This window comes from Falsiporphyromonas endometrii (genome assembly GCF_042654485.1).
GTDB lineage: Bacteria > Bacteroidota > Bacteroidia > Bacteroidales > Porphyromonadaceae > Porphyromonas > Porphyromonas endometrii.
Window position 1 is genome coordinate 1 of record NZ_JBHSGO010000005.1, and the last position, 24,243, is coordinate 24,243.

At 38.1% G+C, this 24,243-nt stretch carries 18 protein-coding genes; 16 read left to right on the forward strand and 2 right to left on the reverse strand.

Annotated features, from left to right (window positions below; genetic code table 11):
• The 12 genes from ACFO3G_RS00300 to ACFO3G_RS00355 form a co-directional block, all read left to right on the forward strand.
• The coding region (locus ACFO3G_RS00300) for a sulfatase-like hydrolase/transferase (RefSeq protein WP_380076883.1) at positions 1 to 775 on the forward strand (775 nt) is incomplete at its 5' end.
• A 322-nt stretch (positions 776 to 1,097) separates the two neighbouring features.
• Positions 1,098 to 2,441, forward strand: coding sequence for a sulfatase-like hydrolase/transferase (locus ACFO3G_RS00305; protein WP_380076885.1), 1,344 nt, complete (start codon positions 1,098 to 1,100; stop codon positions 2,439 to 2,441).
• Between the two features lie 401 nt (positions 2,442 to 2,842).
• Positions 2,843 to 3,571, forward strand: coding sequence for a rhomboid family intramembrane serine protease (locus tag ACFO3G_RS00310; protein ID WP_380076887.1), 729 nt, complete (start codon positions 2,843 to 2,845; stop codon positions 3,569 to 3,571).
• Positions 3,555 to 4,355, forward strand: a complete 801-nt coding sequence (locus ACFO3G_RS00315) for a rhomboid family intramembrane serine protease (RefSeq protein ID WP_380076888.1) — start codon at positions 3,555 to 3,557, stop codon at positions 4,353 to 4,355. Before ACFO3G_RS00310 ends, ACFO3G_RS00315 begins: the two co-directional genes overlap by 17 nt.
• A complete protein-coding gene (locus ACFO3G_RS00320) occupies positions 4,352 to 5,458 on the forward strand; it encodes an endonuclease/exonuclease/phosphatase family protein (protein ID WP_380076890.1) in 1,107 nt (368 codons plus the stop codon). The genes ACFO3G_RS00315 and ACFO3G_RS00320 overlap by 4 nt, the downstream gene beginning before the upstream one ends.
• 144 nt (positions 5,459 to 5,602) lie before the next feature.
• Positions 5,603 to 7,420: a Na/Pi cotransporter family protein gene (locus ACFO3G_RS00325; RefSeq protein WP_380076892.1), complete on the forward strand. Its 1,818-nt coding sequence runs from the start codon at positions 5,603 to 5,605 to the stop codon at positions 7,418 to 7,420.
• 26 nt (positions 7,421 to 7,446) lie between these two features.
• The gene (locus tag ACFO3G_RS00330; RefSeq protein ID WP_380076894.1) at positions 7,447 to 8,577 is read left to right on the forward strand and encodes a GNAT family N-acetyltransferase; all 1,131 of its coding nucleotides are present in this window, start codon (positions 7,447 to 7,449) and stop codon (positions 8,575 to 8,577) included.
• Positions 8,578 to 8,580: 3 nt separating this feature from the next.
• A complete protein-coding gene (locus tag ACFO3G_RS00335; protein WP_380076896.1) occupies positions 8,581 to 10,512 on the forward strand; it encodes a DNA topoisomerase IV subunit B in 1,932 nt (643 codons plus the stop codon).
• Positions 10,513 to 10,574: 62 nt separating this feature from the next.
• The gene (coaD, locus tag ACFO3G_RS00340; protein ID WP_380076898.1) at positions 10,575 to 11,036 is read left to right on the forward strand and encodes a pantetheine-phosphate adenylyltransferase; all 462 of its coding nucleotides are present in this window, start codon (positions 10,575 to 10,577) and stop codon (positions 11,034 to 11,036) included.
• Positions 11,037 to 11,140: 104 nt separating this feature from the next.
• Positions 11,141 to 12,739, forward strand: a complete 1,599-nt coding sequence (locus ACFO3G_RS00345; RefSeq protein ID WP_380076900.1) for a S41 family peptidase — start codon at positions 11,141 to 11,143, stop codon at positions 12,737 to 12,739.
• Positions 12,740 to 12,828: 89 nt separating this feature from the next.
• A complete protein-coding gene (locus ACFO3G_RS00350; protein ID WP_380076902.1) occupies positions 12,829 to 13,098 on the forward strand; it encodes a hypothetical protein in 270 nt (89 codons plus the stop codon).
• Between the two features lie 1,013 nt (positions 13,099 to 14,111).
• Positions 14,112 to 16,358 carry a TonB-dependent receptor gene (locus ACFO3G_RS00355; protein ID WP_380076904.1) on the forward strand — a complete coding sequence of 749 codons (2,247 nt, stop codon included), beginning with the start codon at positions 14,112 to 14,114 and terminating at the stop codon, positions 16,356 to 16,358.
• Positions 16,359 to 16,761: 403 nt separating this feature from the next.
• Here ACFO3G_RS00355 and ACFO3G_RS00360 read toward each other — a convergent pair whose 3' ends face one another.
• Both ACFO3G_RS00360 and ACFO3G_RS00365 read right to left on the reverse strand, forming a co-directional pair.
• Positions 16,762 to 18,912 (reverse strand): hybrid sensor histidine kinase/response regulator transcription factor, encoded by a 2,151-nt coding sequence (locus ACFO3G_RS00360; RefSeq protein ID WP_380076906.1) that lies wholly within the window; start codon positions 18,910 to 18,912, stop codon positions 16,762 to 16,764.
• Complete coding sequence (locus ACFO3G_RS00365; RefSeq protein WP_380076908.1) at positions 18,846 to 19,817, reverse strand: tetratricopeptide repeat protein; 972 nt, start codon at positions 19,815 to 19,817, stop codon at positions 18,846 to 18,848. The genes ACFO3G_RS00360 and ACFO3G_RS00365 overlap by 67 nt, the downstream gene beginning before the upstream one ends.
• A 694-nt stretch (positions 19,818 to 20,511) precedes the next feature.
• On the opposite strand from ACFO3G_RS00365, the gene ACFO3G_RS00370 reads away from it, so the two are divergent.
• The 4 genes from ACFO3G_RS00370 (at position 20,512) to rpsL (ending at position 24,149) form a co-directional block, all read left to right on the forward strand.
• Positions 20,512 to 21,183: a C40 family peptidase gene (locus ACFO3G_RS00370; protein ID WP_380076910.1), complete on the forward strand. Its 672-nt coding sequence runs from the start codon at positions 20,512 to 20,514 to the stop codon at positions 21,181 to 21,183.
• 468 nt (positions 21,184 to 21,651) lie between these two features.
• Positions 21,652 to 22,005, forward strand: a complete 354-nt coding sequence (gene panD / locus ACFO3G_RS00375) for an aspartate 1-decarboxylase (RefSeq protein ID WP_380076912.1) — start codon at positions 21,652 to 21,654, stop codon at positions 22,003 to 22,005.
• A gap of 39 nt (positions 22,006 to 22,044) precedes the next feature.
• A complete protein-coding gene (ffh, locus tag ACFO3G_RS00380; protein WP_380076914.1) occupies positions 22,045 to 23,379 on the forward strand; it encodes a signal recognition particle protein in 1,335 nt (444 codons plus the stop codon).
• Between the two features lie 389 nt (positions 23,380 to 23,768).
• Complete coding sequence (gene rpsL, locus ACFO3G_RS00385) at positions 23,769 to 24,149, forward strand: 30S ribosomal protein S12 (protein ID WP_380076916.1); 381 nt, start codon at positions 23,769 to 23,771, stop codon at positions 24,147 to 24,149.
• The last annotated feature ends 94 nt before the right edge of the window (positions 24,150 to 24,243 follow it).

Sequence of the window (24,243 nt, forward strand, 5' to 3'; positions counted from 1 at the left end):
CTCTTCTGCAGGTTATCACACTTATTGGTGTAGTAATCAGGAACAAAAGGGGCATTATGTACATAACCTTTCTGCAATAGCAAAAACATTTCAAGAAGTGTTTTATGTTAATCCTTCCACTGCTAGTGACTCGTATAGCTTATGGAATGGTAAGTCTTCTTATGATGATGAGCTTATTCCTAAATTAAAGGATTATAATGACTTTGGAAGAAGTTTATTCGAAGTAGTGCACCTTATGGGATCTCATCCAACTTTTAGTAATAGATATCCGAGTTCTTATGCTAGTTTTAGCTCTGAAGATATTAAGGAAGATAATTTAGATATTTATGAGAAAGAACTTACAGCTCAATATATGAATAGTGTATTATTTAATGATTATGTCATTAAAGAAATAATAGATAAATACTCTACTTCATCATCTATTATTGTGTATTTCTCCGATCATGGTTTGAGAAGATATGATGATCCGGACGATACAAATATGTTTTCACATGCATGTACAGAAGTTTCTACCCGTATTCCCTTTATGGTTTATATGTCAGAACAATTTGTTAGAGAGAATCCAGATATATATGAAGCTGTAAAAAGGACAATACATAATCCAATTATGACAGATGTTTTATGCAATTCGCTGGTATCCTTAATGGGTATTAAGTCTAATCTGACCGATTCGAAATTTGATATGTGGTCTAATCGTTATGATATAACTAGACCAAGGAAACTTAAAAAGTGGGATGGTGGTATATTGATTGTTTCTCCTAAAAGACGAAGTTAAAGTACTTGTATAATCTATGATTCAGAATTCGACACATTTTTATAACCGAATCAAAAATCTTTGGTGGGTTTTTGTTCTTTATGTTTTAGTACAGTTATTTAGTTATCATACATTGAAAGGCTATTATGAAGCTTGCCATATATCAACACGTATGCTTGCTGACATTTTTGCAACTTCTATGATAGCTTTTTTTATTCCCTCTCTTATTTCTAACAAATGGTTGAGAAGAATAGTTATTACAATTGAAGTGTTAATTCTGTTTTTTCTTTACATGCTCGATTATGTGTTGATTACTAAATATCAAGTTCCATTTAACGATGATATGGCACTACCTCTTTTGGCAACTAATGTGAATGAATCTATTGATTTTATTTCAGAACTTAGTTGCAATATAGGAGTTTATTTACTGCAATTGTCAAAGTTGTTTCTTCTCCTTCTTATCTCCTATTATATACCTTTTGGTTGCTCTTATATAAGGAGACAATATACTAATCATTCTTCTGTAGTTTGTTCTTTTGTAGCTTGTTGGAGGTCCAAATTGATAGCTGCTGGGTTGAGTGTCTTTGTCTTGCTTTTATTTGTTGGAACTTTTTATCAGGTTAGGTCTTTGATAAGGGGATTTAGAAATGATTGGGTCTCTTATGTTGATTTATCTCCATTTGGCAGAGTTGTTGATGCCGCTTTGATGTTGCACAAAGAGAAAGAAGCCTTTGAAGAGTCTTTGAACGGAGCTCCTAAATGTGACGGAACGGTTTCTGTTGATACAAATATGAGAGATGTTGATGTTGTTTTGATGTATTGTCCTCTGATTTATCCAAAGATGATGCATTGTTATGGGGGTGAATTATGTAATACTGATGCTATAGATTCGTTTGAATCAAAAGGTAATTTGGTCCGTTTTGACTCTGCTTATAATGTTGTAGATAATGATAGTCGAATACTTCCAACAATTATGAGAGTGGGGTATGTATCGAATGAAAATGGAAATGTTCCTCTTCTTAGCTCAGTAATGAGAGACGCTGGATATTTTACCTCTTGGATTGACAATTCTCCAAAGTATGATACTGGTTACGATTCACCTCGTTACTTAATGGCCGATTGTGATACATCTTTCTTCACTAATCTTAGAACATATGCAGAGTGTTGGTCTCAGAAAATCCCGGCTGATTCATCTGTTGTATCACAATTTCAGCCTTCTCTTGTAAGCAAACCTTCGTTTAATGTTTTGAGCCTTTATGGTCCTCACCCCTCGGTGTGGTTCAGGGTTCCTTCAGAATATATGTTATATAATAGCTTAGATCTTGTAACAACAGGAAAAGATCTTGATAATTCATCAAAAGAAGAGTTGGCGCAATACTATTGTTATGTAGCTTATCTTGATCATCTTTTGGATATGACAGTAGAGAAGATTAAAAACAAAAAGGTTATTCTCTTTCTGATAGGTTCTGAAGGGGCTTCTGGTGATACATATCCTTATTTGTTATCGTCGTACGATACAAGTGAAAAGAATAGAATCCCGTTTTTTGTTTATTGCACAGAAACGTTGAGGAAGGTACATCCTGAAATTTTATATACATTGCATGAACTCTCTCGCAAGCGTTTTGATAATACACAGATGGCAAACTTGATCTTAGATTTGCTTCATATAAAGTTTATGCCAAAATAATTCTGATTCAGGTAACTTTGTATGCTTTCCTAACTTTGTTTTACTGCAAATACAATATGTATATATACTTTTTGAGTAGATGGCCTTTAACATTCAAAATGTCTATTCTCTTCAGAAAAACTATTACATCATTTGATATTTAAGGGCGTTTTGATGATATTGTTATTTAGTTTGAAGTTGCATGTTAATCGCCAAAAATCAAGTGCTATAAATATTTTTATTAGAAACTGGATAAGCAGTATATTCAAATTCAAATTATATAATTCTATTGGTCCAAATGATTTTATCCTCTTAGCATAAAGATAACTTGAAAACTTTGTCTGAGATTTTCTTAATAATTCAAAACAGCTTCTTAAGCTAATCTGTTTTTGTACATTTGTCTCTACAAATTTGTATATGCTATGTTTGATAATTCGTCTTTGATAAATAGAAATTTTCCTCCGGCTACTAAGCACCTTATCATTATCAATGTAGTGATGTGGGTAGCTTCTATTATTATGCCACGCTTGGGAATTGATCTTATTGACTTGCTTGGACTGCATTATTTTGGAGCTTCTAAGTTTAATGCTGTACAGTTGGTTACCAATATGTTTCTACATGATACATCCGGGTTTGGACATATCTTTTTCAATATGTTTTCATTGTGGATGTTTGGTAGAGTGATTGAGCAGGCATGGGGATCAAAGAGGTATCTTCTTTTTTATATGACTTGTGGACTTACAGCCTCATTTTTGCAGGAGTTGGTTTGGTATTTTCAATGTGCAGATCTACCAAATATGATCAATATCCCGACACAATATGGGTTAGTTGCTTTCCCAAAGGCAGAAGTCTTGAATCAGATTTTGGCTGTAGGAGCTTCCGGAGCTGTCTTTGGTTTGCTCTTGGCTTTTGGTATGATTTTGCCCAATGCAGCTATTTATCTGTTTTTTGTTCCTATCCCCATTAAGGCAAAGTACTTCGTGATTGGCTATGGCTTAATCGAATTGTTTTATGGCGTTTCTTCTACCATGCCGGGGCATGCCGGAATGGATAATGTTGCTCACTTTGCACATTTAGGTGGCATGATAGGTGGGCTTATATTGATATTAATCTGGCGTAAAAAAGGTATTATCGGTGGCCCGTACAATTGATCGGATGATTACAATGACTACAGCTCGCTTTGCTGCCAATGTGGTTATTGTAGTTTCAGTCGTTTTATCTTTTGGTGTGTGGGGGTTGCAACGAGTTTTCCCCATGTCAGGTATTGTCGATTGGTTAGGCTTGTCTCCTGACTATTATAATTTTGTCCGACACATTTGGGCATTGGTGATATATGTGTTTGTTCATAATGATATCTTTCACTTGTCTATCAATATGCTGTTAGTCTATATATTTACAGACAAGTTTTTTCGGGTGGAGCCTTCCAAAATCTTTTTTATGATATTCTTTGTTGGTGGAGTGATGGGTGGTGTTTTTTATGTGCTGGGGTACCAGTTGTTACATGTTTTTGGTATTGTTTGTGCTCCATCCATTCTGTTGGGATCTTCTGCTGCTGCAATATCCTTGTATCTTTATGGAGTCTTTTCTTACAACCCAACCTTGTCTGCCAAGATGACCTTTTATCTTAGAGCATTAGCTGTTGTTTATATTTCCTTTACTGTTTTGTCTCTATTGTATTCTATATGGATTGGAAAACCATCTTTGTCTGACTGCGCCCATCTTGGTGGTGTGCAGGCCGGGCTGATGATAGCCTTTTATGCACGAAAAAATCGAATAAAAGCTTATCATGAGATGAGATTGATTCATTGTCTTGAAAGTAGAACACATATTCTAAATAAACTGACGAGATCCGGTTATGATAGCTTAACGAAAGAAGAGAAAGCCACTTTGTTAACCATGAAGGATTTTCCACACAAAAATGCTAATTTGGAATGAGACGATTGAAATCCAAACATGTTCATAAAGGTTTGAGTAAACTGCTGCAGACAATTCTTTTGATAGTAGCTCTTGTGGTCAATTTGATGTTTGTATTGTCCCTTTTGAGCTCTTATCTTTCGGGACGTATTCTCTTGCCGGCTGTTTTAGGTCTAATCTTTCCGCTTGTGTTTATTTTGGAGGTAATCGTTTTATTGTATTGGACTTTTAGGAAGAAATGGATCTGGGCCGGAATAAACCTTATCCTTCTAATCTTTTCTTTGGATTCTCTTTTTACATATATGCCTATGCATGGACCAAGGGAATCCATTCCGATTACTGATTCTCTGAAAGTGATAAGCTATAATGTCAATGCATTTGATTTTGTCTCACATAAAAAAACGGATCCCAATCCAATCTTGAAGTATTTAAAGAATTCTGATGCTGATATTATCTTTTTGCAAGAAGCACATCTTTTATCTGTAAGTCTGAAGCAGCTGAAAAGTTATCTAAATGAGTATGATTATATTTTTGATGATAATGCGCAACCGGATCGGGGGTCCAGGTTGATGGTAATCTCAAAATGGCCGATCATTAAGACCGAAAGGATTTCATACCCATCACAGTTTAATGGCTCTTATGCATACTGGATAGCTTACAAAGGTCGAGAGATATTGGCTGTGAATAATCATCTGGAGAGTTTTAGACTTACGAGAGAAGATCAGATACAGTACAAAGCTTTGGCGAAGAATGGTGAAGCCAATGAGCTTTGGGGGCAAGCTGCTAAAAAGTTGATACCCGCTTATGCCAAACGAGCTCTACAAGCAGATGAGGTGCATCGGTTTATCAGCAATTCTAATGCGAAATATGTTATTTGCGTGGGAGATTTTAATGACACGCCTATCTCTTATGCAAGGCATCGTATTGCGGATGGTCTGAAAGATGCATTCAAAGAGGCAGGGAAGGGACCGGGCTTTTCGTTCAACTTTCAGTCGAAGTTTGTAAAGGCGAGAATCGATCATATTATGCATTCCAAAAATATACTTGCAAGAAGATGTTATGTGGATAATTCGATCTCAACGAGTGACCATTATCCCATTGTCGCAATATTGGGCTTTCAATAGATATAAAATGTTTATTTTGAGTAATAATATTTAACTTAGCGCTGCTTGTCGCAACAGAATTAAGGATACATTGTCCGTAGGTTTGATAACTTAGATTATCTTTGTAGCGATGGCATAAAAGTCAGTAATATCTAAACAATAAGAATGGAATACAGTTTTCTTGACTTGTTAACCCTTGTAGGATCACTCGGAGTTTTCCTTTATGGAATGAAGATTATGAGTGAAGGGTTGCAGAAAATTGCTGGAGAACGGATGCGTACCATCCTTTCAGTGATGACTTCTAATCGCTTTTTGGGAGTTTTTACGGGAATATTGATTACGGCACTAATTCAGTCCTCAAGTGCAACAACGTTGATGGTTGTTAGTTTTGTCAACGCCGGTTTGCTGTCCCTTGCTCAGTCCATATCCGTTATTATGGGTGCTAATGTTGGTACGACGGTCACGGCATGGATAATCTCGTTGTTTGGATTTAAAGTTGATATTGGCACCTTTGCGTTGCCACTTGTTGCTTTTTGCATTCCACTGTTGTTTTCTAAAAAAAGTACTTGGAAGAATTGGGGTGAATTCATTATGGGTTTCTCCCTTTTGTTTTTAGGCTTGGGCTTTTTAAAAGATTCGATGCCCGATCTTCAAAGTAATCCTCAGATATTAGCTTTCCTTCAAGACTATACAAATATGGGCTACGGCTCCGTATTTTTATTTTTGATGATTGGTACAATTATGACAATAGTAGTCCAGTCTTCAAGTGCTACTGTTGCGATTACATTGATTATGTGTTCCAAAGGTTGGATACCATTTGAGATGGCAACAGCTATGGTTTTGGGTGAGAATATAGGTACTACCATTACAGCCAATCTGGCGGCTTTGGGTGCCAATACCAATGCAAAAAGGGCAGCTTTGGCGCATCTATTGTTTAATATATTTGGTGTAATATGGGTACTCATACTATTCTATCCGTTTAATAGTATGATTGTACATATCTCCGAGTATTTTGGGCAAGGAGACCCCAATGCTTTGTTTAAAGAAGTTGGAAGACTTTCTCAACATTACGATGCAGATACAATGAGTAAGATTGTATCGGGAGCACTTAACAGTCAGCCCCAATTTGCGGCCATCAACGCTCAGTTGACATCTCTTTCTGTAGTTGTCAGTATGGGATTGGCTCTTTTCCATACAATGTTTAATATCTGTAATGTTTTGGTGATGATATGGTTTGTCAAATTTTATGTGATGATTTGCAACAAACTTATCCCGGCCAAGAAAGGAAGTAAAGATGAAGATCCTCATTTGCAGTTTGTCTCTTTTGGTATGCTCTCCACTTCCGAGTTGAATCTTCTACAGGTAAGACAGGAGGTTAGAACTTATGGAGTGCGTGTTGCACGAATGCTCAGTATGGACGAACAACTCTTGGTAGAAAAGAATAAGGAGCAGTTTACTTCTGTTTTTAACAGGATAGAGAAGTATGAGAATATTTGTGACCGAATGGAAGTTGAGATAGCCAAATACCTCAATAAGCTTTCTGAGGGACGTCTAAGTTCGGAGGCAAAAGAGGAAGTTCGTGTCTACCTAAGAGTTATTTCAGAGATTGAAAGTATTGGAGATGCTTGTTTTAATATCGCAAGAGGTATCCGAAGAAGAAATGAAGGAAAATCAGTCTTCTCAAAAGAATTAAATGACCAGATCAAAGCCATGTTTGCACTCTGTTATCGTGCTATTGATCGAATGAATGAGGTCCTCGAGTTGAATGAGTTTTCAACAGAAGATGCCAGAATCTCCTATGATATAGAGAATGAAATCAATAATCTTCGAGATCGTTTAAAGCTGAAGAACATGGAGGATATGCAGAACAAGCTTTATGAATATCAGGATGCGGTCTATTATATGGATATTGTTGATGAATGCGAAAAGTTTGGTGACTATGTTTTGAATGTGGTGCAAGCTTTGGTGGAGAAAAAGATTTAAGTAAGAATATTTAAGTATATATAGATATGAGCGTGGAAATAAGACAAGTAACTACAAAGTCAGATTTGAAAAAGTTTGTGACTTTTAATCTTGAATTGTACAAAGGCAATCCTTATCATGTGCCAGGTCTCATTGATGATGAAATCATGACTTTGAGTGAAGATAAGAATCCTGCGTTCGAATTTTGTGAATCAGTTTATTTCCTTGCTTATAAAGATGATAAGATTGTAGGGCGAATTGCCGGTATAATCAATCACAAAGCCAATGATATCTGGAATCAGAAACATGCACGTTTTGGATTCTTAGACTTTATAAATGACAATGAGGTTGTAAATAAGCTTTTTGCTGCTGTAGAAAACTGGGCTAAAGAGAAGGGTATGGATATGTTACATGGACCTATGGGCTTCTCGGATATGGACCATGAGGGCCTTTTGATTGAAGGTTTTGATCAAGTCGGTACCATGGCTACTATTTACAACTATGCATATTATCCACGACAATTGGAGAGATTGGGCTTTGTGAAGGATCAGGATTGGAAAGAATATAAGATATATGTGCCGGAAGAGATCCCGGAAAAGCATCTTAGAATTTCGAAAATTGTGCGTGAGAAGTACGGGCTTAAGACGCTGAAGTTTAAGTCCAGAGAGGAGATTATGAAGTATAGGCATCAGATTTTTGATACGATCAATAAGGCTTATGCTCACCTCTATGGTTATTCAGAATTATCAGAAGCTCAAATAGAGTATTATTCTAAGATTTATCTTCCAATGTTGAGATTGGAATTTGTCACGGCTATAGTCAAAGAGCAAGACGACGAGGTTGTCGGTATTGCTATTACACTTCCTAATCTTAGTCGAGCACTTCAGAAGGCAAAAGGAAGTCTTTGGCCATTTGGATTTATTCATCTTCTAAGAGGTCTTAGATGCAAGTCCAAAATTATTGATCTTTATTTGGTCGGTGTCTTGCCGGAGTATCAGAATAAAGGAATCAATGCATTGTTATTTGATGACCTTATTCCAATCTTTAAGAAGAATGGTATTGTTTATGCAGAAAGTAATCCTGAGTTGGAAACCAATATGGCTGTCCAACTTCAGTGGAATTACTTTGAGCGTAAACATCATAAAACTCGCCGCGCATATATCAAACGAATTGATTGATATATGGAAGAAAATAAAAAGGTTGTCTCCTATAGTGAAGACGATTTTACCACTCTCAGTTGGGACGAGCATATTAGACGCCGCCCGGGTATGTATATTGGTAAATTGGGGGATGGTACATATCAAGATGATGGTATCTACGTCCTTTTGAAGGAGGTTATTGACAACTCTATTGATGAGTTTGTCATGGGTGCCGGAAAGAGAATAGAACTTACTATCGACGAAGGAGTTGTTACTGTAAGGGATTATGGTAGAGGTATTCCGATGGGTAAGTTGGTCGATGCTACCAGTAAGATGAATACAGGTGCCAAGATTGATTCAGATGCTTTCAAAAAGTCGGTAGGTCTCAATGGTGTTGGTATTAAAGCAGTAAATGCGTTATCTGTTGATTTTGAGGTGACTGTGTGGCGTGAGAAGTCTACCAAGAAGGTGACATACTCCAGAGCCAAGCTTTTGGAAGAGACAGACATTACACCTTCAGATGAGAAGTCAGGTACGAGAGTCAGGTTCAGACCGGACAGCGGTCTCTTTAAGCATTATAAATATAGGGATGAGTATGTGGTTGAGATGGTTAAGAACTATATCTATCTCAATACGGGTCTTACTATTGTTTACAATGGCACTTCTTATTCATCCAAGGAGGGGCTGGCCGATCTATTAAAGGATAATATGACCGGCGATCCTCTTTATCCAATTATTCATTTTAAGGACACCGACATTGAGGTCGTAATTACCCACACCAATCAATATGGAGAGGAGTTTTACAGTTTTGTAAATGGTCAGAATACTACACAAGGAGGTACTCACCTCAGTGCGTTTAGAGAGGCTGTAGCAAGGACTATAAAAGAGTTCTATTCTACAAGGAATTTCGATTATTCGGACATTAGATCGGGGATGAGTGCCGCGATCAGTATCAAGGTTATTGAGCCGGTATTCGAGAGTCAGACTAAGACCAAGCTTGGTTCACGGGATATGGGTCCCAACGGGCCTACTGTGCAAAAGTTTGTAGGTGATTTTCTGAAGAAAGAACTGGACGATTATCTTCATATACATGGAGAGATAAGTGAAGTCATGCTTCAGAAGATTCAATCCAGCGAACGAGAGCGTAAGGCCATGAGCGGTGTGACCAAGTTGGCCCGAGAGAGATCTAAGAAATCCAGTTTACATAATAAAAAACTTAGAGATTGCACTGTTCATTTCAACGATCCCAAGGCAAAGGATCCTGACAGGACCTCTATTTTCATTACTGAGGGTAGATCGGCAAGTGGTTCGATTACCTCTTCAAGAGACCCTGCCTATCAAGCTGTCTTTAGCTTGCTCGGTAAACCATTGAATAGTTTTGGTCTTACCAAGAAGGTGGTCTATGAGAATGAAGAGTTTAATCTTTTGCAAGCTGCTCTTAATATTGAAGATGGTATCGAAGGACTTAGGTACAATCGGGTCATAATTGCGACTGATGCCGATGACGATGGAATGCATATAAGATTGTTGTTGATTACTTTCTTCCTTCAGTTCTTCCCGGATCTTGTAAGAAAGGGACATGTCTTTGTGCTTGAGACACCATTGTTTAAGGTAGTTGCACCTAAAGAGTCCATTAAGAATAAAGGCTTTTCTTCTACTCGTAGGTCAAAGAAAAAGTCAAAGAATGAGGATGACCTTCCGACTACTATATATTGCTATTCTGAATCTGAGAAGCAGGAAGCTATTAAAGCACTTGGCAAGAAGTCTCATATAACTCGTTTCAAGGGTCTTGGTGAGATTTCAGCTCCCGAATTTAAGGAGTTAATAACTGAGGAAAACATAAAGTTGGAGCCGGTAAGGATGCGTCGCGAGGATAATGTGTCCGATTTATTAGAGTTTTATATGGGTAAGAATACCCCTTCAAGACAGGATTTCATCATTGATAACCTTACTGTTGACGAGGAGATGCTTTAATCTTTTCGTTAGTTACTTATTATGAATAGTTCATATTATGTGGACTTCAAAAAACAATTGAAATGGAGAAAGTTGCTCTGTATGCAGGGTCTTTTGACCCTTTTACTCGTGGTCATGACGATATTGTGAGACGTTCTTTAAATTTATTTGACCGAGTGATCGTAGCCATAGGCATCAACGCTACCAAGCATTGTCTTTATACGCCTGATCAAAGAGAGCGTCAAATATCATTGTATTATGAAGATGAGCCACGGGTCAAGGTGGTAAAGTATGATATTCTCACGGTTGACCTTGCCAAGCAGTACGGAGCTTCTGTGTTGGTACGGGGTGTACGTTCCGGTGCAGACATGGAGTTGGAGAGAAGTTTGGCAGACCTTAATCGAGTTATAGCAGGAATGGAAACTGTAATCTTGCCGGCTTCACAACAGCTTTCGCACATTTCATCTACTGTAGTCAGAGAGTTGATGAGCTATGGTAAGGATGTAGACTCTTTCTTACCTGACGGCTTCGACCTGATAGAATAATCGTTTGATATATACCTTTATTGTACAATCTTAATGTCATCTTTGGAATTTCCTATTCCAATCTTTGCTACCTTTATACTTAGTTGTTAGAAATTTTAGAAATTATGATGAAGAGAAAGTCATTTACTGTTATGTTTATGCTTACTATTCTGATGGTAAGCTCATCTTTGAAAGCCCAGTTTTTGCCACCTAATTATAAAGAAGCCATTGATAAAGTTGCTCATTCAATAGCTGCTATCAGTCAGTTGTATGTAGATACTGTCAATACAAATAAACTGGCCGAAGATGCTATTCGTGGCGTCTTATCTGAATTGGATCCTCATTCTGTCTATATCAATGCTGATGATAACAAAGAGGAGATGAACGAACTTGAAGGAAAGTTCAGTGGGGTAGGGATCCAGTTTAATATGTTGACGGATACCCTTTATGTAGTGCAAGTGATTCCGGGTGGACCATGCGAAAAAGCCGGGTTGCTTGCCGGTGATCGTATAATGAAGGTTAATGGCGAAAACATAGCGGGACTGAAGGTAAAAAATTCCAAGATAATGAAGCTTTTGCGAGGGCCCAAAGGCACCCAAGTAACATTATCTGTTTTACGGGGTAAGCGTCAATTTGATTACGTCGTTACAAGGGGTGAAATTCCTATTCACAGCAGAGATGCTTGTTATATCATACCTGATACGAAGATTGGTTATATGCGCTTCAACCGATTTAGTATGACTACGTACGATGAGTTCGAAAAGGGTGCTAAGAAGTTGCTCGAAGAGGGTATGGACAAACTTATTATAGATCTTCGTTTTAATGGTGGAGGAATATTGGATGCTGCTCAAAATATGGCAGGTGCATTCTTACCAAAGGGAGCCAAAGTCTTGACCGTAAAGAATAATAGACCACCTTATTTCTCTCAAGATTTGCTTGTTGAGTCAGCCTCTTTACCTGCGCTAAAGAAGATACCCCTTATCATACTTATCAATGAGTTTTCAGCTTCTGCCAGTGAAATCTTGACCGGTGCTATCCAAGATTGGGACCGTGGCCTTGTTATTGGGCGAAGAAGTTTTGGTAAGGGTCTTGTTCAAAGACCTATTCCCTTGCCTGATGGTTCGGTTATTAGACTTACGATAGCTCGTTATTATACCCCTTCCGGCAGATGTATTCAGAAGCCATATGTCAAAGGTGATTCACGCTCTTATGAAGAGGATATCCTAAATAGATTTAAGCATGGGGAGCTATTGCATTCCGATTCGATTGCATTCCCGGACTCTCTAAAGTATAAAACCCTATCAAAGGGGCGTACTGTGTATGGAGGTGGGGGCATTATGCCGGATATATTTATTCCTTTAGATACTACGAAGCAAAATGATTTGGAGAAAGCTTTGCTTATGACTGCATCACTTGTCAGGGTGCTCCCTCATTATATGGATAAAGAGCGCAAGCCTTTGCTTAAGAAATATCCTATTGCGTCAGAGTTCGAAGCTTCCTATCATGTGCCCAACTCTTTGTTTAATGAAGTCAAGAAGGTTGCTCTCGAGAATGATGTCAAATGGGATGATAAGCTTTTTGCGGAGGCTAAGAGTAAGTTGGCTTTCCTATTAAAGTGTTATATAGCAAGGGATTTGTATGGCGAAGATGTGTTTTATTCGATGATTAATACATTGGATAAGGAATATAATGAGGCTATAAAGATCTTCTCAGAAAAATCTTGAGAGACTTTTTTATTGATGACCGTAAAAGAATGCTTTTATAGGTCATCAATTTTTTTTAGTATCTTAGTCGTTGATAAAGAATAAGATCCATGGAGATAAACATATTATTAACCATACTTTTGATTATCATCTCACTTGGCGGATTACTCCTCCAAGGGTGTGGGGTATCTCTTATTAAGTTGGATCAAATGGGTGTCTCTCCATTCACCAAATGCAATCTTATAAGTGGTCTTCATGAGTGGGCTGTGAAGCTCGAAAGAAGAGGCTCTTATCTGTTAAATACTGTTATCTTTACTAATGCTCAAAAAGCGACTCAAACAACACTGATTCAACTTCAAAATCACAACTTCCGGGGTTAGGGTCACCTGACCTTCCTAACGACTTTGTCTGTTTTATAGTACGAAACAGGCTTTCTTTATGCGCTATTTTAACAAATAAGCTCGCGCAAGAAGCAATCTATTCTCGCGCGACTTTCGATCTGTTGTCGCGCGACCTTGACATGCGAAGTCGCGCTACTTCAGGTGCAACCTCGCGCGAGGTTAGGTTCAAGGTAGCGCGAGAGTGGATTGCAAGTCGCGCGACCCTCCTAAAAAAGCAGCCTGAAAGCTATTTTTAAGTCGCTGAAAGAGAAATTAGAAAACCTCTTTATGTATTTTAACACATTCCCATCACAATTATTTTCTTCTCCGCGACTCTTTTGTCTTAAAAATAGCATTTCTAAGTTTAAAGTATGGCCTTTTTTAGACATAAATCGAGACAATGATATTTACATATTTTATATAATAAGATGCGTTTTAATGAAGAAATAGTATTACATACAGTCTCAAATCACTTGTTAAATCAAAAGTGTATTCCGGCATTGCTTCTCAGAAATACGTTATTGTCAGTCTGTTTAAGACTGTTATAAAAGTGTACTGAAGATCTTTTGAGAGAATATCTTTTCTTTCTTTGATATGTGATATGACCTAAACTTGTTATTGTTTATTGGTTAGGTTGGGTGAAAATTGTTCCATAACTTTAATTATTGATACTCATAAAGTTGTAAATATTAAATCAACTAATCTACCGATATTCAATACATTAATACCTCATATAAGATAATTTTTCAATTAGATTTAAACAGCTTCTAAATGATGATGTGAGGGAATATAAGTGCACAACGATAGATAATTTAGGGGAACTCTTTAAGGGTGTCTTGATTATAAATCATAGAAGTAATATAGATGAGGATTTATTTATGATCTATTTTAATAAAAGATAGCTATTTTGTTAAATATCTGATTTATCTTTGTTGTAATATTTAATATTCCTAAATGAAATAAGGTTATTAGATAAAAATTATTTGCCGAGTAATTTATAATTCATAATGCATATGAGTAAGTTTATTGTTTTTCTTAGCATTATGCTACTCATCTCGCTAAGTGCTAATGCGCAGTTTACATTAAGAGGAAAGATAACTGATGAGAAGGGTGCTCCCATCAACGGAGCCTATGTTTATCTTTATCACAAAGGTGATATGGCAGCATTGACCAATTCCTCTTCCAAAGGCGAATACACCCTGACGAAAGTACCGAAGGGTACTTATGATATGGTCGTAAGCTTTGTCGGTTATAAGCAAAAGGACAAAACCATCACTGTGGATAGGGACCTTACCTTGAACTTCATTTTGGAAACGGACAATGTCATGCTTGAGAAGGTGGTCGTCGAAGGGAAGAGGATCCAGACTACTTCCAAGGGGCATGTATTCTATCTTTCGGAAAAGGCTAAGGAGAGCAAGAATCCCTATAAGGCCCTTCAAGAGATCCCACTTATATTCAGTGATCCTGTCAACGAGACCGTGCGTTCAGTCGACGGAGAGTCTATGGCCATCCTTATTGACGGCATGAGAGTCAATTCGGGCATCTCTCCCATTGATCCGGCGCGTATCAAGTCTGTGGAGATTGTCGATGTTGTGGGAGCCAGGTATATGAGACAAGGCATCAAGAAGGTGATGAACATCAAGCTTAAGAAGTCTATGGATCTCTATACTTATGCACAGCTGCAAGGCCAAGCATACTATCCTCGTCAGGATTATTACTTTGGGCCCAAATTTGAGATCGGCAATAGTCGCTTCTCCGTATATGGGAGTGCGAGTGGAGACTTTTCTAAGACGAAGACGTCTCATGGTTACGATCTTTCTTCTTCAGGATTAAGTAGGAATTATTCGGGGGAGAGCACTGGAAAGGACAAGGATTTCTACTTTTCTTTTATGAGCAAGTGGAGGATTACAGAAAAGGACTATCTGGCCGCCTATGTGCAGGGCGACTTTGACAAGGCAAAGGATGACAATAAGTCTTTCGGTAGTCAGGAAGGTAAGGACATGGTGAGAACGGCCCGAACCGACTACAAATCAGACATCTTTTCTGCCACGGCCTATTTCAAGCACCTCTTTTCAGAAGATCAGGAATTAGAGGCTTATGCTGTATATTCAGACAACAGGGCAGACAATACTAACAAACTTTCGGAAGAGATCGGCGGCAATGACGGACTCAATATTCAAAAATATATCAATGACATGAAGTCGGTAAAAGGTACTCTGAACTATTCTCAAGACTTCGAGAACGGAGGCAGCCTCGAATTGGGAGACGAGACCGAATACTTGTACGACAAGATTGATAATACGGGGATTAGCAGCTATCTCTACAGGCATCACCGCCTCAATGAATATTTCTATGCAGGATATAGCGGCCGCATTGGGCGCAAGCTGACCTATAACACAACGGCGGGGATGGAGTATGTATCCATGAGGTCGGATACGATCAGGCACAGCTATTTCAAACCCAGGGTGTCGCTGGGGTTATACTATAATATCTTGGAAGAACTGAGGACGAGTATCAATTACAGCTATAGGAATTCGGCTCCGTCTGTGGAAATGCTTAATCCTTACAATACGTCTGCCGACACCTTGCTGGTGAGACACGGAAATCCGCACCTTTTACCTTCCCAAACGCACGCTTTCACGTGGAATGCCGGCTATATGAAGAGCGGATTATATCTCGAACCCGGCGTATCGTACAGCATTTCCAGCGACATCGTCAAGCCGGTCAGCATAGCTCAGGACAACGGGGTGCTGCTTACAACTTACAGGAACGAGGGCCGTTTCCGCGCCCTGGCTTTGCAGCTGCAGGTCTTGTGGAGGAAGAAAGGGTATTTCTTCATTTTGAATACGTCTCACAACGTCAGCTATTATACTGAGTCGGGTGCAAAGAAATACTTCAATGGAATGATGTTCTTGAGCAAGGATTGGGGAAAGTTTAATGCGAGGATTTCTTTGACCTATCAGAATTACGAGTATACGGAATATTCCAGAACGAAGAACGACAGGCCTTCAAGTACGCTGGTCCTGACATACAGCTTCACACCGGACCTCGTACTCTCTTTGGGTTGCGACAACATTTTCGGCAACGTGAAGAAAGAGACCATGATTGCGACGGGGCGGTATAGGAGCGTTTCCTTTACGACTGAAAAGACATTCACTCCCTGGATACAGCTAAGATGGAGTATGAGGAAGAATGAAAGCAAGAAGATTGATCTCGACAATGACATCATCAAAGATCCTGAAGAAAGGATCAAGCTTTGAAGTCTGTTTCTTACTGGATTGATTTGTTGTAGCAGGACAAATTTCAAAAGTGTCTATTAAAAGTGATATGTAAGAAATAAAAAGATTTATGGCTTTTTGCCATTCAAATACAAAGCAAGCGGCACTTGATTTTCAGGTGTCGCTTGCTTTATGGACTGTCCCAAAGGGGTATTCCCGTACTTGAACCATGTAGATACACCGGAAGATAGGGTGATATTCCTCTGCTTAGCAATCTCTCTTATCCTTGAGGTAAAACAACCCTAAACTCTGTGACCATATATGGAAGAAAAACTATATTGTCCAAGCCTTAAGGAAAAGCTCATCTCTTTGACTTTCGACTAAAAGGATGCCGGCATGTCGATTGTTTTGAGTGAGCCAAGATATTACACAGATACATTCCTCTCTATTGTATATCTATTTGATTGTCATGTCCCTGTTTTTGCGATTGGCTTGGAAGATATCCCATCTCGGATTTGAATGCTCTCAAGAAAGATTGGTAATCTCTAAATCCAAGTTCATACGCTACATCCGTAATTGTTTTTGTAGTTCCTCTTAGTAGTTCTTCAGCACAAGAGATCCTAATTTTTCTAATGTATGCTGAAGGTGATTGTCCGGTCAAAGATTTTACTTTTCTACTAAGTTGAGACAAGCTAATATTGAGAGCTGATGCCATCTCGTTTCGGTCAAAGTCCGGATCAGATATATTGTCCGAGATGCATTTGGATAGATTTTCAAAAAATTCCTTGTCATATCCTTCTAATTTGTCCGGGTTGGTAATTTTTTCTGACTCTTCAAAAGTATTTTTTTCTTCTTCAATTTGATTGGTTAAATCCTCTTTATTAGGTTCTTCTTCTGAGTCCTTATTATTACCAAATTCCTTTTCTCCGGCAGCAATTACATTTTCTTTTGTTTTTAGTGTATATGACTTTTCTATACTGTTTCTTAGACCGTGACATAGCTTGAGAATGTTCCCTATACTGTTGATAAGATCCTCTTCAAGGAATGGTTTCATTAGATAAGCATCTGCTCCACCTCTTAAACTTTGATTTTGTTCATCAAACTTTCCTGTCGATGTTAGCATAATTACGGGTATGTAGCTTGTCTTTTTGTCTCCCTTGATTATCTTGCAAGTTTCTGTTCCACTCATACCTTTTAGCACACGATTGAGTACTATAAGATCCGGGTAGTATTCATTTGTCTTTTCAATGGCTTCTTCTCCGGAGTGGGCAATAATAACTTGGTACTGATCACTTAGAATCCTTCTAATATATTTTGCTATCTCTTTGTTATCTTCAACAACGAGTATTAGATCTCGAGTGTCCTCTTCATCCAGATCTATTTGATGCTCGTCAATCTCTTGCTCCTCTATTATATCGCTTTTCTTCTTGTTGGACTCAATAATAGTATTGACAACCTTCATGGCAGCATTTGCAATGTCCGTTTTATTCAAACCTTTAACCTTTGTTTCAATAGGATTACTGCTGTATTTGCGTGGAAGGATAATTTTGAAGGTGGTAATATTGCCGTTTTGGACAATCTCAATTTTCCCATTGATAATGTTAATCAATTGTCTTACATAAGAAAGGTCTATTCTAAAGCCCATGTCTGTTTCTTTAGAGTCAGAAGATATTCCTTTCGCTTCAAAGGTTGTAAGCAGTTTTTCGGCATTCATTTCGGAGCTTTTGGTGCTTATTGCTATCGAATATCTCTCTTTGGGCTCCTTATTGATGCTAATGTCTATGGTTGCATCTTTGTCGCTTCTTGCTATGGCATATATAAATAGGTGGTTCAGAATCTGATCTAAGAGGTAGGGTACGAAGCTTACCTCCATGTCCCAGTCAATGGTGTTAAATGAGAGTTTATTATTTTCATCTTCTGCAAGATCCGAGAAGTTTTCTGTTATCATCTGTACAAAAAGAGAAATGTTTCCTTCTATCCATTGATTGCAGTGACTATCACCTTTGACTTTGTCCACAGTAAGCATTTGGTTTGCCAAATTGATCAGTTCAAGGGTCTTATTCTCAACTATTTCAAGCATTCTAATAAGTTCGTCCGGATCAATATCTTTGCTTTTGTGCTTGATATATTCACTGTACCCCATAATTATTGTCAAAGGGCTTCTAAAGTCTTTTACCAAATTTCCGTAGAGATTAGCTTTAGATTGCATCAATTCTCTAATCTGCTTGCTGTGCTTATACTTAAGTTTTAGCAAGTAATATGTAACAATGGATGTGACAACAATGATTATGACAAGAAGGATAAGAAGGATATTGATAACGTCACGTTGGTTGACTTCTCGATCTTTCTCTTTAGTGATTTTCTGAATCTCTTCCTTGTTCTTATTTTGGATGTAGTTAAGTTCGACCTGGTTCAAAGTTTCTGTCTTTTTTTCTTTTTTCAGGATCTCATCGAGTTTGTCTGCTTCCGTATCCACTTTAATAGCATTGCGCAAATCTCCTTTTCTCACATAGTAGTCCCGCAGATGTCTCAACATAAATATTCGATCCTCTGTAAAATCATACTTTTTGGCCAATGCCAAGCCTTCCAGGCACACTTTTTATATGCTTGCTCATATTTGTTGATACTGTTTAAGCTAATAATCAAATTTTTAAGTGCAGCAAACTGTTCAAACTTACCATCCACTCCTTGTATAGCATTAAAACCGGCTTCATACAGTTCGATTGCTTGTTGTATGTCTCCTTTTTCTTTGAAGACATTACCAAGGTGTAAATAACAAAAGCTTACACCTAATGGATGGTTCTCAAACATATAATGCATAAGAGCAAGATTGAAGTAGTATCCGGCAGAATCAAGCAGATTCTCTTTCTCGTATGTTTCTCCTATAACAGCTTCATATCTTGATGCTTCGACAATATCGTTCATCAATCTGCTATGGGTCAATGCTATATGGAATTGTTTTCTTGCTTTGTTATATTGTCCCATTTCCATATATGCATGTCCAAGTCTGCGCAATGAGTAGATGCTTGCTCCAATGGCGTGTTTGTTTTTGGGATTGTTTTTGAGAATAGTATTGCTCAAGCCAATCGCTTTATCTGCATATTCTTTGGCTGCTTTGCTGAATTCTGCTCTGAGATAGTCGTATGAAAGTTCGTTTAGAGCATTTATTATTAGTATGGTATCGTTGGTAATTTTTGATTCGGCAATAGATTTTTCATGCCAACTTATGGCGTCGGATATTCTGTTGCTGTCGCAGTAACGCTTTCCGAGCTCATATGAATAAATGGCATCATAGTGAGGATCAGGGCTTTTCCCTTTCTTAAAAAAGAGCTCCAAATCCTTGGTAGACACTTTATCCAAGTTCTTTATCAGAGAATCCCTTAGCGGCTGATCCTTCCAATTCGTACCGCATCCTCCTTTTCGACAAGAGTAAAATAGGGATACCAGAAGAAATAGTAGAATCAGATATTTTGAGTATAAATTGCAGACTGAATGTTTCATCACAAACAAGATGATAATGTCTAAGTGTAGATTTTATTATCGTTATTAATGTCATAGAAACTGTAGTGAATGGATTTCAACATTGTATGAAAGAGAATTTAGTTGTTGTAAGCTGTATGTTGAAGCGAATAACGGGATATTTGTAATTTGTTTTGCTTAACTAATGTCCGGAAATGGCTTCAAATAAAACAAGGAGCTTGAATCCTAAGCTACTATATCATCTTTTCTGTAAATTCAAAACAGCCTCTTAGTCTGAGTATTCTATTGGTCAATAGAAATGCTTAAACATATGCATACATGGGGCCAAAACAACGAAAAGTGCAATGATCCAACTGCTTATGCTGTACAAATGTAGTGAATAGTTGTTGTTATTTCAAAGGGTGAATAGTTAGATCTTGTTATATAATTACAAAAGTTTTTCTTCATATTAATTATTCAGTTTGGAGAAAGACTATTGTACTCTTTTTAGGATATCGTTTTGATCTCAAATGATTCAAAATGAAGTGAAAAATATTAATCATAACCTTATGAGAAATGTTTTACAATAGTATATCTTACTGATACATTTTGTCTGCAATTTGCATATAGTCCCTGCGTTTTAAAATAAAAATTCTATATTTGCGGAGATTAGTGCAATAAATGAATTGCTTATTCGTTTATTGTATGTTTAATTAATAATACAAGTGTAAATCGAATGAGATCAAGAAAGATCGCCCTGCTGCTAATCTCGGTTTGCGGCTCAGCGACAGTGATGTTTGGTGTTCCCAAACATGCTAACATCTATCGCAGCGGCGAGAAGATGGCTTCTTCTTATTCAAGATCCCGCACATTCGTAGGAGAGAAGCCCGTCAAAGGACTTGTTTCTAAGATTATTGACGAAGGAAAAAAGTTTTTGGGAAGGCCCTATTTGTCAAAGTCTCCTGCAGGAGGTCGCTTTGATTGTTCAGGTTTTGTAAGTTACATTTTTTCGTGCTTTGACATTGATTTGCCACGTTCTTCACGCGCTATGTACTCACAATCTCAGAGAGTGAAGAATGCACAACCTGGCGATTTGCTTTTTTTCAAGGGAAGTAATCGAAGATCTTCTCGAGTTGGTCACGTTGCACTCGTTGTAGATGTTGATGGAAATCAAATTACGATGATGCATAGTTGCAATCGTGGTATTGTGGTGGAAAAATTGAATGGTAAGAAGTATTATGAGAGCCGATTATTAGGTATCGGTAGGGTAGGAGAACTTCAGAAAAGAATTAAGAAGTCAGACAATGAGCAGTTTAGAGGTGTTCCTATGAACGTGCAAGCTGTTTTAAGACATTTGGATGATTCTAAGATTTCCGATCCCGGAGACTATGACGAGGCCGGTGAGTAATCATGGTCTTGAGAGTTTTACTTCAATTGATTGTTAAAATCAAGTTCTGGCAGTACACAAAAAGAGACTTTCAATGTTAGGTTGAGAGTCTCTTTTTGTGTTTGTACAGATAAACTGACCTGATTTTAGAAGAATTGGAAAGTTGCTTTTTTTATAGAAGGATTATTATCACACTTATGAAATGAGGGAGATGGCTTTGGTCCCCTTTTGACTTTGTTATAACGATTAGTCGGGGAGATGTGTTTTGGAAGGATATTGTACGTAACCATTTTATCGTCAACATAATCAGTAACTTTATTGTTCCTTTGGCTTTTGTCTCTTTTCGGTCAAGATATTTCAAAGTTGTGACCACTATGTTTGGGGTAGGTTTTAGACTTTAATACTCAAACTCCTTAAAATCTCTTGTTCATATTTGTATTAATAGTCAAATGCTTACCTTTGCAAACCGAATCTATTAGTTGTACTAACATGTACTTGGAAATTTTAAAATCTAAAATACACAGGGCTGTCGTTACGGAAGCCAACTTGTCATACGTTGGTAGTATTACCATTGATGTAGCATTGATGGAGGCAGCTAATATACTTCCCGGCGAAAAGGTCCAGATTGTTGATAATAACAATGGAGCTCGTTTAGAAACATATGTTATTCCCGGAGAGAGGAATAGCGGTGTGATTTGCTTAAATGGAGCTGCAGCGAGATTGGTCCAACCCGGAGATGTTGTGATTATCATGGCTTATGCGTGGATGACTGCAGAGGAAGCTGCTGACTTTAAGCCATCTGTTGTTTTTCCATTGGAGGGAACAAATAAGCTGATAAGCTAACAGCCGGTGTAGTTTAACTGATAATATACTTAGCATAATATGTTTGAAAATCTTAGTGAAAGACTGGAGAGGTCCTTTAAGATATTGAAGGGACAAGGCTCTATTACAGAGCTTAATGTGGCAGAAACTCTTAAGGATGTTCGTCGTGCACTTTTGGATGCCGACGTCAATTATAATGTTGCGAAGCGCTTTACAGATGACGTAAAGAAAAAAGCCATTGGTCGTAATGTCCTTACTGCAGTCAAACCAAATGAATTGATGGTTAAGATTGTAAGAGACGAATTAGCCGAACTAATGGGAGGGACAGCTGCAGAATTTAAGATTGATGGTAATCCTGCTGTAATCTTAATGTCTGGTCTTCAAGGTTCCGGTAAAACAACTTTCTCGGCAAAACTTGCAAATCTTCTTAAGTCTAAGAATGGCAAAAAGCCCATGATGGTGGCTTGTGACGTTTATAGACCGGCAGCTATTGAGCAGCTCAAAGTCTTGGCCAATCAGCTCGGAGTACCTGTTTACAGTGAAGAGGGAAGTAAGGATCCCGTTTCTATTGCTAAGCATGCTATAAATGAAGCAAAGAATCAAGGCTGTGATGTAGTAATAGTCGATACAGCCGGTCGTCTCGCCATAGATGAAGAGATGATGACGGAGATTGCAGCGATCAAAAAGGCTATAAATCCTACCGAAACTCTTTTCGTCGTTGACTCCATGACGGGACAAGACGCAGTCAATACAGCTAAGGAATTTAATGAAAGGCTTGATTTTGACGGAGTCGTTTTGACTAAGTTGGATGGTGATACCCGCGGAGGTGCAGCATTGTCAATTCGTAAAGTTGTTGATAAGCCCATCAAGTTTGTAGGAACCGGTGAGAAGGTTGATGCTTTGGACCTTTTCCATCCGGATCGTATGGCTGATCGAATCCTTGGTATGGGTGATATTATTTCTCTTGTAGAGAGAGCCCAACAACAATATGATGAGGAGGAAGCGAAAAAACTGGAAGCTAAGATTGCGAAAAATCAATTTGATTTTAATGACTTCCTTTCTCAAATACAGCAAGTGAAGAGGATGGGTAACCTCAAAGATCTTGTTAGTATGATTCCCGGGGTGGGTAAAATGGTGAAGGATATGGATATCAGTGACGATGCTTTCAAAGGAATTGAGGCTATCATCTATTCTATGACACCTGAAGAACGGAAACACCCCTCGCTCTTGGATGGAAGAAGAAGAAAGAGACTCGCAATGGGTAGCGGAACATCTATTCAAGAGGTCAATCGCTTAATTACTCAGTTTGACCAAATACGAAAAGTGATGAAGCAACTGCAAGGTGGTAAAGCTGCAAAAATGGCGAAGATGGCAAGCAGACTTAGAAGACGGTGATTTTAAATTGTTTGGAAAATAGAGTTCACAATTCTGTTTTCAGTATTGAAGCAATAGAATAAGTATTGCAAAAATAGAAATACGAAGGAAGGGCTGTGTCTGCTTAGACATGGCCTTTCTTATTTACCTTAAAATCTTCAGATAAACTTTATAGGCGGAAAATGATTCGATTTTTATCCCCTATTGAATAGGAAAGGGATGAAAATAATTCATTGAGAACGACGGAGTTTTAGACAGAAAATCAATCATTTAGTTTGGCTGTTAAGAAAAAGTTCTTACCTTTGCACGGTTGATTGCAGTGTTATTAAGTCTGTGAAGCTTGAAAGAATGCTGTAATTGCTTATATAAGAATTTGTTATATAGTTAATTGAAATAAGAGTTAAGTAAAAATGCCTACAATTCAACAATTGGTTAGAAAAGGCCGTACAACGTTTGAGGAAAAGGGTAAGAGCCCGGCTCTTGATGCTTGTCCACAACGTCGCGGTGTTTGCGTTCGTGTTTATACGACTACGCCGAAAAAACCGAACTCTGCTATGCGTAAGGTAGCCCGTGTGCGTTTGACTAACGGTAAGGAAGTCAATGCTTATATCCCGGGTGAAGGTCATAATCTTCAAGAGCACAGCATCGTATTGGTTAGAGGTGGTCGTGTGAAAGACTTGCCTGGTGTGCGTTATCACATCGTTCGTGGTACATTAGATACAGCAGGTGTAAATGGTCGTACGCAAAGACGTTCTAAGTACGGAGCAAAAAAACCAAAAGCTGCGAAGTGATTAACTGACAGCTTTCAGAACGGCTGAGAGGTACCAATAGGTCGGCCGGCTTCTTTGTAAGTGAAAACTTCTGATAATAATACCGCATAGGCTT